Raw genomic sequence first — 15,719 nt, forward strand, 5'->3', positions numbered from 1 at the left:
GCCTTTCAGCGCCGATGGTACTGCAGGGGGGACCCTGTGGGAGAGTAGGACGCCGCCGAACAATCATTGTGGGAAAGCCCCGCACCTTATGGTGCGGGGCTTTCCTGCGTTCAGGGGCTTTTTCCACTGCCTCCCAGGGCCCGTCCTGCCTTTCACTGTGGTGTCGTGCAGGCGCGTCCCACAGAACAGCACAGCAAAAGGAAAAGGACGTTCGGTGTCGAGTGGTGTCAGAGCCGCCCTGCGGCCTTGAGAGCGAGATAGGCATCGGCCAGAGCCGGGGCGAGTTCGTCCGGGGAAGCGTCCACCACAGTGACGCCATGGCGCTGGAGCTGCTCGGAGGCGCGTCGGCGCTGGGCCTGGGTCTGTGCGCCGGCGGCCGCCTCGTACACCGCGTCCACACTGCCCCGGGCCTTCGCCATCTCTTCGGTGCGGGGGTCGGCGACCGCGGCCACGATGACGGTGTGCCGCTCGGTGAGCTGCGGAAGTACCGGAAGAAGACCTTCCTCGATGGGGGAGGCCTCCAATCCGGTGAGCAGCACGATCAGGGACCGGCGCGGGGCATGGGCGAGTGCGGCCGCGCTGAGCCCCCGGGCGTCGGTCTCGATGAGCTCGGGCTCCAGCGGGGCCAGGGCGCCGACCAGAGCCGGAAGCACATCGTTCGCAGCGTGGCCCTGGACCCTGGCGCGGATGCGGCGGTCATACGCGAGAAGGCCGACCCGGTCGCCGGCTCGGGAAGCGAGCGCAGCGAGAAGGAGGGCGGCGTCCATGGCTGCGTCGAGGCGGGGGACGTCGCCCACACGACCCGCGGAGGTGCGGCCGGTGTCCAGCACGATGAGGATGTGGCGGTCGCGCTCCGGTCGCCATGTGCGTACGGCGACGGTCGACTGACGTGCGGTCGCTCGCCAGTCGATCGAGCGGACGTCATCGCCCGGGACGTACTCACGGAGGCCGTCGAACTCGGTGCCCTCGCCTCGTGTGAGCACGCTGGTGCGGCCGTCCAGCTCGCGCAGGCGGGCCAGTCGGGAAGGCAGGTGCTTACGGCTGGTGAAGGGCGGCAGCACGCGGACCGTCCACGGAACCCTGTGACTTCCCTGGCGGGCGGCCAGGCCGAGGGGACCGAAGGAGCGCACGGTGACACGGTCGGCGTGGCGGTCGCCCCGGCGCGTGGGCTGGAGAAGGGTGGTGAGACGCCTGCGCTCTCCGGCGGGGACGGTGAGACCGTGCCGGGACGTCGACCCGTCGGCGCCGGGCAGCCAGCTGCTGGGTGGCCAGGCATCGCGGAGGTGGGCGCGCAGACGGCGACGCGAGGGGTTCGTGACGGTCAGCTGGACCGTGGCACTTTCACCGAGTCGAACGGATGTGTCACCACTTCGGGTGAACTGGAGCGGCCGCACTGGCGCGGCCAGCGCGTAGTCGCACAGAATTGCGAGGGAGAGAGGCGCGTTGACGGCGAGCATCCCCGCCCAGCTGGGGGCGAGGATGCCGACGGGAAGCGAGCCGATGGCTGCGAGAAGCGCGGTTCGTCCGGTGAGTGCCACTGTCCACAGCCTCAGCGGGGGACGGGGACGTGGGCGAGGATCGACGTGATGACGGAGTCGGAGGTGACTCCCTCCATCCCGGCCTCGGGGCGGAGTTGGATGCGATGGCGCAATGTGGGCAGGGCCAAGGCCTTCACGTCGTCCGGGGTGACGTAGTCGCGGCCGGTGAGCCAGGCCCAGGCGCGGGCAGTGGAGAGCAGGGCGGTGGCGCCGCGGGGCGAGACGCCGAGAGCCAGGGAGGGGGATTCACGAGTGGCACGACAGATATCGACGACGTAGCCGGTGACCTCGGCGGAGACCGAGGTCTTGGCGACAGCGGCGCGGGCAGCTTCCAGCTCGGCCGGTCCGGCCACCGGGCGGACGCCGGCCGCGTGCAGGTCGCGCGGATCGAAGCCCTCTGCGTGACGGGTCAGGACGTTGATCTCGTCCTCCCGTGAGGGCAGGGGAACCGTCAGCTTCAGCAGAAAGCGGTCCAGTTGGGCCTCGGGCAGGGGATAGGTCCCCTCGTACTCGACCGGGTTCTGGGTGGCAGCCACGAGGAACGGCTCAGGGAGAAGGCGCGGGGTTCCGTCGACGGTCACCTGACGTTCTTCCATGGCTTCCAGGAGGGATGCCTGGGTCTTGGGAGGAGTGCGGTTGATCTCGTCCGCCAGCAGGAGATTGGTGAAGACCGGGCCTGGCTGGAACGAGAACTCGGCAGTGCGGGCGTCATAGATGAGTGAGCCCGTCACATCGCTCGGCATCAGGTCCGGTGTGAACTGGACGCGCTGGGTGTCGAGTCGGAGGGAAGCGGCGAGTGCCCGGACGAGCAGGGTCTTGGCAACGCCCGGAACTCCTTCGAGCAGTACGTGACCTCGGCAGAGCAGTGCGACGACGAGCCCGGTGACGGCGGGGTCCTGCCCGACCACGGCCTTCGCGATCTCGGTGCGCAGGGCCTCCAGTGAGGAGCGGGCGCTGTCCGAGTTCTCAGGGGTCTCGGGGGTCGGGGCACTCATGAGGTGCGTACCTCTCTTTCGAGGGCGTCGAGTTGATCGGCGAGGAGAGTGAGGGCGGCGTCGTCGGTGGGGACCGGGCCGAACAGGAGGGGGCGAAGGTCCCTGTCGCCGGACGCGAGCCGGGCGGAGACGGCGGGGAGCAGTGTCTCCGGTGCGTGGGCGTCCGTCAGGGGGACGCCGAGCAGAGGAGCCAGCCGGGTGCGGGTGGCGGACCGCAGTACGGCGGCTGCCCGGTCACGGGCGTTGGCCTTGCGGTAGAGGCGGGCGCGACCCTCCGTGGATTCCGAGGCGCGGATGGCCACGGGCAGGCGCTCCGTCACCAGGGGACCGAGGCGACGGGCGCGCCAGATGGCGGCGAGGACAGCGGCCAGAGCGAGCTGAAGCGTGCCCCAAAGCCAGCCGGAGGGGACCAGTTCGACGAAGGTGCTCTCGCCGCCTTCACCACTTCCGTCATGGCCGTCACCGTCGCGGGTGGCGGAGGCATCACTGAGTGAGGGGAGGTACCAGACGACGTGAGTCCGGGAACCGAGGAGTTGAAGTGCGAGCGACGCGTTGCCCCGGTGGGCGAGGCGGTCGTTGTAGAGGATGTCGGGGGAGCCGAGGAGGACGGTGTCGCCGTCGGCGGAGCCCGGCAGGCGCAGCAGGGTGGGCATGCCGTCGCTGAGGTAGCACCCGTCGGCGCCGGGGATGTCGGTCGCGTAGCGCTCCCCGCCGAGTTCGGCGTCGCCCGCGCGCTGCGCGGCGGGCAGCGCGCAGCGCGGGGCGCGGACGGTCACCGGGGACGGAGAGTCCGAACGCACCCCGGGAGCCAGTGTGTCGAGGGAGGGAGCGCCGGCGGAGAGCAGGATCGTGCGGCCCCCGGCGGACTTCGTCGCCTCGTGAAGAGTGGTCTGCTGGCTCTCCGTCAGCAGATCGGGGGCGGTGACGAGAAGTGTGGTCGCGGGGCCGACCGTCGAGACCGCCTCGTCGAGGGTGGTGGCCACCGTGGAGGTGATCCCCCTGTTTCTGAGGAGCTCGGCGACGGCTCGGCTGCCTTGGGGGTCGGCGGAGCGGGGGTCGAGCCGGCCGTGCTGGTCGCCGGAGCGGACCAGGGCCATGACGATCGCGGCCAGGAGGAGGATGCCGAGTGCGATGAGCAGGCCGCGGACGCGCGCCCAGAGCTGGCCGGGGGTGAGGGAGGCCGAGGTGGACGTGGCGGTCATCCGGTCGCTCCCCGGACGGCTTCACCCAGCTGCGGCTTGGTCCGTTCCAGCGCGGTGTCCAGGTCCTTGAGCCGTTGGTACGCGCGTTGGTCGGCGGTGCGGCCGCCGTATGTGACGTCGTCGAACTCCCGGGCGGCCGCACGCAGCTCGCCGGCGAGCCCGGGGAGGGTGCGGCTCGCTTCCGCGGCGGCCTCGTCGGCGGTGCGGCCGGGGCGCGGGTCCAGGACGGTCCGCTCCTCCAAGGAGCGCACGATCGCCCGCATCCGTTCCTGGACGGCGTGGTTCCAGTGCCCGGCGGCGGCGTGTCCGTCGGCCGCGGCGCGGTGCGCGGAGGCGCTGCGGGGGCTGTTGTCGAACAGCGGGTCCGAGCCGGCGGGGGCGAGGCGCGGACTGCCGAGCCGCCACCACAGGGCACCGATGAGGGCCAGGACGACCAGGACGATGACCACGAGACCGAGTACGCCCCCGGGGGCGGCCCCGGAGGCGGATTCGAAGATGCCGCCGACCCACTCCCAGAAGCGGTCGAGTGCCCGTTCCAGGATGCTGGGATCGTTCTCGTGGTACATCGGCTTGGACAGCTCCCGCTCCGCGGCCTCGCGGGCCGGGCCGCGAGGGATGCCCACCGGTACGTCGTCGTGCGGTGCGAGCCGCGCCGTCATCGGTCCCCCCGTGTTCGGCACCGCATCAGCTCCCGGGGGCGGCGTCGCCGGGCGGGGCGGCACCATAGCCGGGTACGCCAGCGGCGCGGCCGAGCTCCAGGTCGAGGGCCTCGCGGCGGATGCGCTGGTCCACGTAGAGAAGGACGCTGACGCCGGAGGCGATGGGCGTGGTGATCGAGGAGGCGATCACCGCTCCGATGCCCGTGATGATCAGGAAGGGCCAGCCGAACTCCGGAGTCGAGCCCGTGAGCAGACCGCCGATGCCGTCGCCGTCGACCATCAGCGCGATGACGGTGAACGGGATGGAAATGATCATCGATACGAGCAGGGTCAGGAGCATGGTCAGCGTCAGGATGCCGAAGATGCGCCACCAGGCGCCCCTGACCAGCTTGGCGGAGCGGCGTATCGAGGCGATGACCCCACGTCGTTCCAGCATGAGCGCCGGGTAGGAGAGGCTGAACTGGATCATCAGCCAGAGCACGACGAGGGCCGCGGCGAAACCGCCGAGGACGGCCAGCGCGAGGCCCGCCTCGGAGCCGACGAGCAGCCCGGGCACGAAGCCCACCGACATGATCGCCGCGCTCATCAGCGGCAGCAGCACCGTCAGTCCGAGGAGCTGGAGAAGCCGGGGACGGGCCTCGCTCCAGGCGTCGGAGAGAGACACCGGTCGTCCCAGTACCGAGCGGCTGATCACAACTGTGAGCAGCGCGGTGGTGATGAAAGTGCCGATGAGCGTGATGAGCATCGTCGGTCCCAGGGAGGTGAGGCTCACCTTCAGGGACTCGACCGACTGGTTCAGGACCTCCGACGGGCTGGCGTCGGGATCGACGTCCGGAGGCGTCGGCATCACATAGCGCTGGAGGAGGATGTCGGCGATCTGCGTGACGACGGAGACGGTGATCGTGATGGCCAGCACCGTCCGCCAGTGGGCACGGAGGGTCGAGACCGCGCCGTCGAGGATCTCGCCGACGCCCAGGGGACGGAGCGGGATGACGCCCGGCTTCGCGGCCGGCGGCCGGCCGTAGCCCTGCTGGGGCCCGCCCCAGCCCGGTCCGGGGGGAGCGGGCTGGGTCTGGCGGGACGGTCCGGCCTGTGTGGGCGGGGACCACTGGGAGGCGGGCGGCTGGTCCTTGGACCACTTGGAAGCGGCGCCGTTCCCGTCGGCGGGCTCAGTGGGCCCGGCGGGACGGGGGGCGGCATCGCCCTGGCCGTCGGACGGGGCAGATCCGGGCGAGGCCCAGCCCGGAGTGTCGTTCACGGTCGTCCACCTCGTGGATTGGTCGCGGGGCCGTCTCGTCGCGCCGGCCCGGTCGCAGTGCCGGGCCGCGTGGAGGGGCGGCAGGTTGGCAGCCATCGTGCCACGCGTCGATCGCCGCCGGGTCTCGGTCGGGATCTCGTTCGTACCTTCATTGTCGGTGGTTCAGCGGGCAGACTGGGCGGATGGCTGATCAGTACGCACAAACTCCCCTTCGCATCGAGCCGCCCCCGCTCCCGGCACTGCGCTGGGAGGAGCCACCGGAGGGGCCGGTGGTGGTCCTCCTGGACCAGACGCGGCTGCCCGCGGAGGAAGTCGAACTGGTTTGTACGGACGTGCCGGCGCTGGTGCGGGCGATCCAGATCCTCGCGGTCCGGGGCGCGCCCCTGCTGGGGCTCGCCGGTGCCTATGGGGTGGCCCTGGCCGCCGTTCGCGGCTATGACGTGGAGGAGGCGGCGGAGCTCCTCGCCGGCGCGCGACCCACCGCGGTGAACCTCGGATACGGGGTACGGCGGGCGGCAGCGGCGTACCGGACCGCGGCCGACAAGGGCGCGGACCGGCGGGAGGCGGCCGAGGCCGCGCTGGCCGAGGCCCGTGAGCTGCACCGGGAGGACGCCGCGGCCAGTGCGGAGATGGCGGTCCGGGGCCTGGCCCTTCTCGACGAGCTGCTGCCGGGCGGTGGGCACCGTGTCCTGACGCACTGCAACACCGGCGCGCTGGTGTCGGGCGGCGAAGGCACGGCGTTCGCCGTGGCCCTCGCCGCGCACCGGGCCGACCGGCTGCGGCGGCTGTGGGTGGACGAGACCCGGCCGCTGCTGCAGGGCTCCCGGCTGACGGCGTACGAGGCCGCGCGGCACGGGCTGCCGTACACGCTGCTCACCGACAACGCGGCGGGATCGCTCTTCGCGGCGGGCGAGGTGGATGCCGTGCTCATAGGGGCGGACCGGATCGCCGCCGACGGTTCGGTGGCCAACAAGGTGGGGAGCTACCCGCTCGCGGTGCTGGCCAAGTACCACCACGTACCGTTCATCGTGGTCGCGCCCCGCACCACGATCGACCTCGACACCCCGGACGGGGCCGCGATAGAGGTGGAGCAGCGCCCGGGCCAGGAAGTGACGGAGCTCACAGTTCCGCCACAGGTGGCCGTGAGTGGACCCGGCGCCGGGACGGGACTGCCGGTGGCGCCGCTCGGAACGCGGGCCTACAACCCGGCGTTTGATGTCACGCCGCCCGAGCTGGTGACGGCGATCGTCACGGAGCTGGGGGCGGTGTCCCCGGTGACCGGAGAAGGAATTGCCGAGCTGTGTGCCAGGTCACGCCGGGTAACGATTAGCTAATGGGATGATGTCGAATATGAAGGGACGCGTCCTTGTCGTCGACGACGACACCGCACTGGCCGAGATGCTCGGCATCGTGTTGCGTGGAGAAGGTTTCGAGCCGTCGTTCGTAGCGGACGGCGACAAGGCACTTGCCGCATTCCGGGAGGCCAAGCCAGACCTGGTACTGCTGGACCTCATGCTGCCCGGTCGGGACGGCATCGAGGTCTGCCGCTTGATCAGGGCCGAGTCCGGCGTGCCGATCGTGATGCTCACGGCGAAGAGCGACACCGTCGATGTGGTGGTCGGGCTCGAGTCCGGGGCCGATGACTACATCGTCAAGCCGTTCAAGCCGAAGGAGCTGGTCGCGCGCATCCGGGCACGGCTCCGGAGGTCCGAGGAGCCCGCTCCCGAGCAGCTCACCATCGGCGATCTGATCATCGACGTCGCGGGTCACTCCGTGAAGCGGGACGGGCAGTCCATCGCGCTGACCCCGCTGGAGTTCGATCTGCTCGTCGCCCTGGCCCGCAAGCCGTGGCAGGTGTTCACCCGAGAGGTGCTGCTGGAGCAGGTCTGGGGCTACCGCCACGCCGCCGACACGCGGCTGGTGAACGTGCATGTGCAGCGGCTGCGCTCCAAGGTCGAGAAGGATCCCGAGCGGCCGGAGATCGTGGTGACCGTCCGTGGTGTCGGTTACAAGGCCGGACCGAGCTGACATGTCCCGCGGCACCGCTGCTCCGAAGCCCGGGAACCCGGGAGTCCGTGCGGGGCGGGCTGCCGGGCCGGGGCGTGATTCTTCGCGGGTCGGCCGCCTGTTCCAGGGCGGCCGGCTGCTCCAGGACGGGGCGCCGGGTGGTCCGGTGCTCCGGCTCCTGGCGCGCTGGGTGCGCCGTCCGCTGCTGCCCGCCCTGCGGCTGTGGCGCCGGAACATCCAGCTGCGGGTGGTCGCGGGCACGCTGCTGATGTCGCTCGGAGTGGTGCTGCTGCTCGGCTTCGTGGTCATCGGCCAGATGCGCAACGGCCTGCTGGACGCCAAGGAGAGGGCGGCGCAGAGCCAGGCGTCCGGAGGTTTCTCGGCGGCCCAGGACTCGGCCAGCGCTCCTCCCGCCCCGGGCGGGCAGGACGGCGCGGCGGCCGGTACGGCGCGGTCCTCGCTGAACTGGCGGTCCGACCTGGTCGTGCAGCTCGCCAGCGGAGGCCAGAGCGCCTTCAACGTGGTGGCGCTCAGCTCCGACCTGGAGGGCACGGCCCCCAGCCGCGGCGCCCGCGCGTCGGGTGGTGTGGAGCCCGCGCGGAGCATCCCGGCCGGGCTGCGGGAGTCGGTGGCACAGGGGACCGGGACGTTCCAGACGTACACCCGGATCACCTACACGGACGGCAAGAGGTCCGAGGCGGGCCTGGTCATCGGCAAGCGCCTCAATGACATCGAGGGCAATTCCTACGAGCTCTACTACCTCTTCCCGCTGACGCAGGAGGAGGACTCGCTCTCGCTGGTCAAGACGACGCTCGCGACGGCAGGACTGTTCGTCGTGGTTCTGCTGTGCGCCATCGCCTGGCTCATGGTGCGGCAGGTCGTGACACCCGTACGCATGGCGGCGGGCATCGCCGAGCGGCTGTCCGCCGGCCGGCTGCAGGAACGCATGAAGGTCACCGGTGAGGACGACATCGCCCGCCTCGGTGAAGCCTTCAACAAAATGGCGCAGAACCTCCAGCTCAAGATCCAGCAGCTGGAGGAGCTGTCGAGGATGCAGCGGCGGTTCGTCTCCGACGTGTCGCACGAGCTGCGCACGCCGCTGACCACCGTACGGATGGCCGCCGACGTCATCCACGAGGCCCGCGCCGACTTCGACCCGGTGACCGCCCGGTCGGCGGAGCTGCTGGGGGACCAGCTGGACCGCTTCGAGTCACTGCTCGCCGATCTCCTGGAGATCAGCCGCTTCGACGCCGGGGCGGCGGCGCTGGAGGCCGAGCCGATAGATCTGCGCGCGGTCGTCCGCAGGGTCATCGGCGGCGCCGAACCGCTGGCGGAGCGCAAGGGCGGGCGGATCGTCGTCGTGGGCGACGAGCAGCCGGTGGTCGCCGAGGCCGACGCGCGCCGCGTCGAGCGCGTGCTGCGCAACCTGGTCGTCAACGCCGTGGAACACGGCGAGGGCAGGGACGTCGTGGTGCGGATGGCCGCCGCGGGCGGTGCGGTGGCGGTCGCGGTGCGTGACTACGGCGTGGGTCTCAAGCCCGGTGAGGCGACCCGGGTGTTCAACCGCTTCTGGCGGGCCGACCCGGCTCGTGCCAGGACCACCGGTGGTACCGGTCTCGGCCTTTCGATCGCGGTCGAGGACGCGCGGCTGCACGGCGGCTGGCTCCAGGCCTGGGGCGAGCCGGGCGGCGGTTCGCAGTTCCGGCTGACGCTGCCGCGTACGGCGGACGAGCCGCTGCGGGGTTCGCCCATACCGCTGGAGCCGGAGGACTCCCGGCGCAACCGGGAGCGGGCCGCCGCGGAGAGCGCGCAGGACGCACAGGACGGTGCGCGCCGCGCCACGGTGCCGGGGCAGGCCGGAGTGGACCGTTCGCCGCTGTCCGTACCGCCGAGGACGGCCATACCGCCCCGGCAGGCGCAGGCCGCAGCCGATCCGACCGCCCTGCCGGGCAGCGGTGCCCGGGTGGTCGCGCGCGGCACGGGCGAGCGGGCGGGCGACAGGGCCCCGTCCACGCAGGACTCTGAGCGGGAGGGCACGACTCGTGGGCGCTGACCGTCGTCGGCACGGCCGTGGACGCAGGGTGCGGGGTGTCGCGCTGCTCGGGTGCGCCGGGCTGCTGGCCGGGTGCGCGTCGATGCCCGACAGCGGTGATGTCACCGCCGTGAAGGCATCGAAGCCGGGGGACTCCCAGGTGCGGGTGTACCCGGTGATGCCCCGGGAGAACGCCGAGCCGGGTGAGATAGTCGACGGGTTCCTGGAAGCGATGACCGGCGACGATCCGGGGTTCGCCACGGCCCGCAAGTACCTGACCAAGCAGGCGGCGCGCACCTGGAGACCGGAGGAGCGCACCACGGTCCTCACCGCCGCCCCGGACCGCAAGCAGCCGGAGCCCAGCAGCAGGCTGGAGTCGCCCGGGCTGGTCTACCCCCTGTACGGCCAGCAGATCGCGACGGTCGACGGCCGGCACGCCTACCGGCCGGTGGCGCCCGCCGAGTACTCCGGATCGATCCACCTCGTCCAGGTGGGCAGCGGCGCGGAGGGCAAGGCCAAGGAGTGGCGGATCGACAGCCTGCCGCCGGGGCTCGTGCTCAGTGAGTCGGACTTCCAGCGCAACTACCGCTCCGTGAACAAGTACTACTTCGCTTCGGGGCGGAACTGGGTCGTGGCCGATCCGGTGTACATCCGGCAGCGGCAGGACCCGGTGACACGGATGGATCCCGTGGCGCAGACGGTCAAGGCGTTGCTCGACGGGCCGACCAACTGGCTGAAGCCGGTGGTCGATTCGCGTTTTCCCACCGGTACGACGCTGAAGAAGGACGTCAAGTCGTTGACGCCCGACGACCAGAACACGCTGACGGTGCCGCTCAATGACAAGGCGGACAATGTCGGCCGGGAGCAGTGCCGGAAAATGGCGGCGCAATTGCTCTTCACCGTCGGGGACCTGACGCCCACCAGGGTGGAGCAGGTGGCGTTGCAGCGTTCGGACGGTTCGCCGCTGTGCACACTGGGTGAGAACCAGAAGGAAAACTTCGTGGCCGATCCCAATGCCGGCATTCCCGAGAATCCCTACTTCATCAATGCCGGTGGTCAGCTGGCGGAGCTCGAGGTGGCCGCGAAGGACGTGGGTGAACCGCAGCCGGTGCTGGGGCCGTTCGGCAACGGCGTGGTGAAGCTGGGCTCGGTCGCGGTCGCGCGGGACGAGCGGTACGCCGCCGCGGTGACGCAGGACGGCCAGGACCTGAGGGTGGCGTCCATCGTCTCGGAGGCGGAGCTTCCCGAGCCGTTGGTCAGCAGCAAGGGCAAGCGGCCCGCCGAGCGGCTGTCCGCGCCGAGCTGGGACGGCCGGGGCGATCTGTGGGTCGCGGACCGGGACGCGGCCGGGCCGCGACTGGTGCTCGTGCCGGGTGGCTCCGGTGAGGCGCTGACCGTCACGACCCCCTGGCTCGTGGACGGCGTGCGGATCGAGGCGCTGCGGGTCTCCGAGGACGGGGTGCGGATCGCGCTGCTGCTGGGCAAGGGGGACAAGACCACCCTGCACATCGGCCGGGTGGAGCGCCACGGCTCCGGGACGCAACGGTCGGCCGCCGTGGTGGACCTGGAGTCCGTCGCCCCCCGCATGGAGTCCGTGACCTCGGTTTCCTGGGCGGGCCCGAGCAGGCTCGTGGTGCTCGGCAAACTGGCCGGCGGGGTCCAGCAGGTGCGGTACATCCAGACGGACGGTTCGACGTCCGCCGCCGGTATCCCCGGTCTGAACCAGGTCCAGACGGTCGCGGCGGCCAACGACGAGCGGGTGCCCCTGGTGGCGTCCTCCCCGGACGACGGCATCGTGCGTCTCCAGTCCGGCGCCAACTGGCAGCCCATGGTCGAGAAGGGCAAGGGGACCTTCCCCGTCTACCCCGGCTGATCCGGCTCGTCGAGAGTCCGGTTCCCGGCGCCACGGGTACCCCCTTCCGGGCACCCCATGCAGGCCGGGCCTGACGCGGGGCCCGCATGGGGTGTCCCGCACGCGTGCCCTGCCCCGTGCCGCGCGGCCTGCCCACGGCCTCGACGAGGTTTTCCACAGGGGTGGCAAGCGGTCCGCCCGGGCCCCAGAGTGGACGCATGCGGGTGTGGTGGCGGGAGATCGCCGGGCTGGTGCTGCCGATGGCCTGCGGCGGTTGCGGCCGTCCGCGCACCCGGCTGTGCGAGCGGTGCGGGCAGGCGCTGTACGGGGCGGAGCCCGGGAGGGTCAGGCCGGCGCCGGAGCCTGCGGGGCTGCCGGTCGTCCACGCGGCCGCGCCCTACACGGACGCGGTGCGGGCGGTTCTCCTGGGTCACAAGGAGCGAGGCGCACTGGGGCTGGCCGAGCCTCTGGGCCTTGCCCTGGCGGGGGCCGTGAGGGCCTCCGTACCACCCTCTGCCGGGCTCGGGGCCGGGCCCCTGCTCCTGGTGCCCGTGCCGTCCGCCCGACGTGCGGTGCGGGCACGTGGGCACGACGCGGCCCGGCGGATCGCATGGGCGGCTGCCGGGCAACTGAGACGTACGGGTACAGCGGTGCGGGTGTTGCCCGTGTTGCGTCAGAGGCGAAAGGTGGCGGACCAGACGGGCCTCGGTGCCCGGCAGCGGCTGGTCAACATGGCGGGTGCCCTGGAGGCGGTGGCCGGGGCGGAGCGGCTGATGGCGGGCGGGCGGGTGCTGCTGGTCGACGATCTCATGACCACGGGTGCTTCGCTGGTCGAGGCCGCCAGGGCACTGCGTGCCGCGACGGACGGTTCGTCCGCGGCATTCGGCCAGGTGGGCGCAGCAGTTGTCGCCGCGCCGCTGATCTCGTTCCATAAACCGGAACTGACGGGGAAGACGCATCGTTGCAGCTAGTGAGGGAACGGAAACACCTGATCGGACGTACGTGCTGGTAGCGGGTGCCGACACCCGTCCGAGCGAGCTATGTTCGGTCTGTGAGGAATGGCGAAAGCCGCGCTTCACCGAATGCACTGACGTGCTTCCGGGCACTTTCCGGTAGCGGCCAGGACATCCAAGTCGGTGGAATGGGGATCTTGCCGACGGGGGAGGAGGAGGTCGAAGTCGCCTAGTCCGAGACTCCGGTGTTCACCGGGGTCTGGTGCAAAAGGGAGAGCTCGCCGGCCAGGGAGCTGGACGGAGCGATCCGGGAACGGAGTTCTGCGTGGACATCGTCGTCAAGGGCCGCAAGACCGAGGTGCCCGAGCGGTTCCGCAAGCACGTGGCCGAGAAGCTGAAGCTGGACAAGATCCAGAAGCTCGACGGCAAGGTGATCAGCCTCGACGTCGAGGTGTCCAAGGAGCACAACCCGCGGCAGGCCGACCGGTCCGACCGCGTGGAGATCACCCTTCACTCCCGAGGTCCGGTGATCCGGGCGGAGGCGGCTGCAGGCGACCCGTACGCAGCGCTTGATCTTGCCACGGGCAAGCTGGAGGCGCGGCTGCGCAAGCAGCACGACAAGCGCCACACACGCCGGGGCAGCGGCCGACTGTCGGCCGCCGAGGTCGCCGACACCGTTCCGGGCGTCGCCCGGCTGAACGGGACCGGCGCGCTGGGCGCGGACGACAGCGACAGCATTCCGACCACCAGGATGGGCTCGCTCGAAGTCCAGGGCGAGGGACCGCTGGTGGTCCGCGAGAAGAACCACACGGCCGCACCGATGACGCTCGACCAGGCGCTCTACGAGATGGAGCTGGTCGGGCACGACTTCTATCTGTTCGTCGACTCCGAGACGAAGCAGCCCAGTGTCGTCTACCGGCGACACGCGTACGACTACGGCGTCATCCACCTCGAGTCCGACCCGCTCGCCGGTTCCGAGGCGGGCGGCGCCGGTGGTGCGCTCGGCGGCTGACCCCGCTCGGACAGTGCCCCTGGAGCGCGCTTGTGCGCCCCCAGGGGCACCCTCGTGCGACCGCGGGATCACCGTTTCGCCGTCCGGGCATGAAATCATGACGCCGTGCGCCAACCGGTGCTCCGTGAACCGAGGTTGGCGGACGGAACATGAACTTCAGGCCCCGGCCTTCAGGGGGAGGAACGATGGCGGACAGCTTCGGCCCGGTGTATCACCAGGGCGGCCCCGGCGCCCCGCTCGACGGCGCGGGTCCCGGAAGCGATCCCGGCTCCGACAGGGACGGCGGCGCGTCCCGGGAGCCCATCCGGGTCCTGGTGGTGGACGACCACGCCCTCTTCCGGCGCGGTCTGGAGATCGTCCTCGCCCAGGAGGAGGACATCCAGGTGGTGGGTGAGGCGGGCGACGGCGCGGAAGCCGTCGACAAGGCCGCCGACCTGCTGCCCGACATCATCCTGATGGATGTACGGATGCCGAAGCGCGGTGGTATCGAGGCCTGCACCTCCATCAAGGAGGTTGCCCCCAGCGCCAAGATCATCATGCTGACGATCAGCGACGAGGAGGCCGACCTCTACGACGCGATCAAGGCGGGCGCGACCGGTTATCTCCTCAAGGAGATCTCCACCGACGAGGTCGCCACCGCGATCCGGGCGGTCGCCGACGGCCAGTCGCAGATCAGCCCCTCGATGGCGTCCAAGCTCCTCACCGAGTTCAAGTCGATGATCCAGCGCACCGACGAACGCCGTCTGGTGCCGGCGCCACGGCTGACCGACCGGGAGCTGGAGGTGCTCAAGCTGGTCGCCACCGGCATGAACAACCGGGACATCGCCAAAGAGCTGTTCATCTCGGAGAACACCGTGAAGAACCACGTCCGCAACATCCTGGAGAAGCTGCAGCTGCACTCCAGGATGGAGGCGGTCGTGTACGCGATGCGGGAGAAGATCCTCGAAATCAGGTGACCGGCGGCCACGAGGGCGCGGGTGCCCCCGGCCCGGGCCGGCCGGCGCCGGGGGCGGGGCCCGTCAGGCCAGGGCCGCCGTCAGCGCGGCGGCGAGTTCCGGGCGGTCGACGCGTTCGATCCGTACGGAATCGCACCCCACCCACTCGGCGGCCTCGCGCAGCGCCCGGGCCATCGGTTCCGCGGCCTTCGCCGTGTCCAGCGACACCTGCCTCGCCACCAGGGTCGTGCCCTCGCGCGCCGGGTCGACCCGGCCCAGCAGCCTGCCTCCCGCCAGCAGCGGCATCGCGAAGTAGCCGTGGACCCGCTTCTGCTTGGGGACGTAGGCCTCCAGCCGGTGGGTGAAGCCGAAGACGCGCTCGGTGCGGGCCCGCTCCCAGATCAGCGAGTCGAACGGTGACAGCAGAGTCGTCCGGTGGCGGCCGCGCGGTTCGCTCGCCAGTGCCTCGGGGTCCGCCCAGGCGGGCTTCTCCCACCCCTGGACCCGCACCGGCACCAGCCCGGACTCCTCGATCACCGCGTCGAACTGCTCACCCTTGAGGCGGTGGTAGTCGGCGATGTCCGCGCGGGTGCCGACGCCCAGCGCCCGGCCCGCGAGCCGGACGAGACGGCGCAGGCACTCGTGGTCGTCCAGCTCGTCGTGGAGCAGGTCGTCCGGGATGGCCCGCTCGGCCAGGTCGTAGACCCGCTTCCAGCCGCGCCGCTGGGTGCAGACCACCTCTCCGTACATCAGCGCCCGCTCGACGGCGACCTTCGACTCCGACCAGTCCCACCACTCGCCGCCGTTCTTGGCGCCGCCGAGCTCCGTGGCCGTCAGCGGGCCCTCGGCCCGCAGCTGCTTGATGACCGCGTCATAGGCGCCGTCCGGCAGGTCGTGGTACCAGTGCGGGCGGGCACGGTACGCGCGGCGGCGGAAGGCGAAGTGCGGCCACTCCTCGACCGGCAGGACGCACGCCGCGTGCGACCAGTACTCGAAGGCGTGCGGGCGTGCCGGGGACGTGCCCACGGCCGTGCTCGCCCAGTAGGCGTCGTCGACGGTCGCGCGGCCGACCGCCCCGAGGCGCGCGTACGGGATCAGCTCGTGGGAGCGCGCCAGCACGGAGATGGTGTCCAGCTGTACGGCGCCGAGGTGGCGCAGCACGCCGCGCACACCCGCTCTGCGGTCGGGGGCGCCCAGGAAGCCCTGGGCGCGCAGCGCGATGCGACGGGCCTCGTCGGCGGAGAGGTCGGCGGCGGCAGGAGGCAGGGTCGTCATG

13 protein-coding genes are annotated in these 15,719 nt (G+C 71.4%); 7 read left to right on the plus strand and 6 right to left on the minus strand.

The annotated features are described in order from the left end of the window. Positions 1 to 227: 227 nt before the first annotated feature. Genes PUR26_RS06725 through PUR26_RS06745 form a run of 5 tightly spaced genes read right to left on the minus strand, consistent with a single transcriptional unit; the run spans position 228 to position 5,652 of the window. Entirely contained in the window at positions 228 to 1,538 is a 1,311-nt protein-coding gene (locus PUR26_RS06725; protein WP_329870174.1) for a DUF58 domain-containing protein, read from the minus strand. An 11-nt stretch (positions 1,539 to 1,549) separates the two neighbouring features. After that, positions 1,550 to 2,533, minus strand: coding sequence for an AAA family ATPase (locus PUR26_RS06730; protein WP_329870176.1), 984 nt, complete (start codon positions 2,531 to 2,533; stop codon positions 1,550 to 1,552). Next, positions 2,530 to 3,735 carry a DUF4350 domain-containing protein gene (locus PUR26_RS06735; protein ID WP_329870178.1) on the minus strand — a complete coding sequence of 402 codons (1,206 nt, stop codon included), beginning with the start codon at positions 3,733 to 3,735 and terminating at the stop codon, positions 2,530 to 2,532. Before PUR26_RS06735 ends, PUR26_RS06730 begins: the two co-directional genes overlap by 4 nt. Next, complete coding sequence (locus PUR26_RS06740; protein WP_329870180.1) at positions 3,732 to 4,394, minus strand: DUF4129 domain-containing protein; 663 nt, start codon at positions 4,392 to 4,394, stop codon at positions 3,732 to 3,734. Before PUR26_RS06740 ends, PUR26_RS06735 begins: the two co-directional genes overlap by 4 nt. A gap of 25 nt (positions 4,395 to 4,419) precedes the next feature. Next, a complete protein-coding gene (locus PUR26_RS06745) occupies positions 4,420 to 5,652 on the minus strand; it encodes a DUF7544 domain-containing protein (RefSeq protein WP_329870182.1) in 1,233 nt (410 codons plus the stop codon). Positions 5,653 to 5,834: 182 nt separating this feature from the next. Here PUR26_RS06745 and mtnA point away from each other — a divergent pair, with 182 nt between their 5' ends. From mtnA to PUR26_RS06780, 7 genes are all read left to right on the plus strand, one after another. After that, positions 5,835 to 6,986, plus strand: a complete 1,152-nt coding sequence (mtnA, locus tag PUR26_RS06750; RefSeq protein ID WP_329870184.1) for an S-methyl-5-thioribose-1-phosphate isomerase — start codon at positions 5,835 to 5,837, stop codon at positions 6,984 to 6,986. 4 nt (positions 6,987 to 6,990) lie between these two features. Further along, a complete protein-coding gene (gene mtrA, locus PUR26_RS06755) occupies positions 6,991 to 7,680 on the plus strand; it encodes a two-component system response regulator MtrA (RefSeq protein WP_329870186.1) in 690 nt (229 codons plus the stop codon). A gap of 1 nt (position 7,681) precedes the next feature. Continuing rightward, a complete protein-coding gene (mtrB, locus tag PUR26_RS06760; protein ID WP_329870188.1) occupies positions 7,682 to 9,712 on the plus strand; it encodes an MtrAB system histidine kinase MtrB in 2,031 nt (676 codons plus the stop codon). Then, on the plus strand, positions 9,702 to 11,564 hold the full coding sequence (locus tag PUR26_RS06765; protein WP_329870190.1) for an LpqB family beta-propeller domain-containing protein: 1,863 nt from the start codon (positions 9,702 to 9,704) through the stop codon (positions 11,562 to 11,564). Before mtrB ends, PUR26_RS06765 begins: the two co-directional genes overlap by 11 nt. Before the next feature lie 665 nt (positions 11,565 to 12,229). Further along, complete coding sequence (locus PUR26_RS34615; RefSeq protein WP_443076992.1) at positions 12,230 to 12,514, plus strand: ComF family protein; 285 nt, start codon at positions 12,230 to 12,232, stop codon at positions 12,512 to 12,514. A gap of 307 nt (positions 12,515 to 12,821) precedes the next feature. Next, positions 12,822 to 13,508, plus strand: coding sequence for a ribosome hibernation-promoting factor, HPF/YfiA family (gene hpf, locus PUR26_RS06775; RefSeq protein WP_329870194.1), 687 nt, complete (start codon positions 12,822 to 12,824; stop codon positions 13,506 to 13,508). A gap of 185 nt (positions 13,509 to 13,693) precedes the next feature. Further along, complete coding sequence (locus PUR26_RS06780; protein WP_329870196.1) at positions 13,694 to 14,464, plus strand: response regulator transcription factor; 771 nt, start codon at positions 13,694 to 13,696, stop codon at positions 14,462 to 14,464. Between the two features lie 63 nt (positions 14,465 to 14,527). Here PUR26_RS06780 and PUR26_RS06785 read toward each other — a convergent pair whose 3' ends face one another. Then, positions 14,528 to 15,718 (minus strand): winged helix-turn-helix domain-containing protein, encoded by a 1,191-nt coding sequence (locus tag PUR26_RS06785; RefSeq protein ID WP_329870198.1) that lies wholly within the window; start codon positions 15,716 to 15,718, stop codon positions 14,528 to 14,530. Position 15,719: the final 1 nt, after the last annotated feature.

Source organism: Streptomyces sp. SP18CS02 (assembly GCF_036322365.1).
Lineage (GTDB): Bacteria > Actinomycetota > Actinomycetes > Streptomycetales > Streptomycetaceae > Streptomyces.

Bases quoted from the DNA above. Each gene is read 5' to 3' on its own strand.
- PUR26_RS06740 (WP_329870180.1), bottom strand. From the start codon at position 4,394: ATGACGGCGCGGCTCGCACCGCACGACGACGTACCGGTGGGCATCCCT.
- PUR26_RS06735 (WP_329870178.1), bottom strand. From the start codon at position 3,735: ATGACCGCCACGTCCACCTCGGCCTCCCTCACCCCCGGCCAGCTCTGG.
- mtrA (WP_329870186.1), top strand. From the start codon at position 6,991: ATGATGTCGAATATGAAGGGACGCGTCCTTGTCGTCGACGACGACACC.
- PUR26_RS06730 (WP_329870176.1), bottom strand. From the start codon at position 2,533: ATGAGTGCCCCGACCCCCGAGACCCCTGAGAACTCGGACAGCGCCCGC.
- mtrB (WP_329870188.1), top strand. From the start codon at position 7,682: ATGTCCCGCGGCACCGCTGCTCCGAAGCCCGGGAACCCGGGAGTCCGT.
- PUR26_RS06780 (WP_329870196.1), top strand. From the start codon at position 13,694: ATGGCGGACAGCTTCGGCCCGGTGTATCACCAGGGCGGCCCCGGCGCC.
- mtnA (WP_329870184.1), top strand. From the start codon at position 5,835: ATGGCTGATCAGTACGCACAAACTCCCCTTCGCATCGAGCCGCCCCCG.
- PUR26_RS06785 (WP_329870198.1), bottom strand. From the start codon at position 15,718: ATGACGACCCTGCCTCCTGCCGCCGCCGACCTCTCCGCCGACGAGGCC.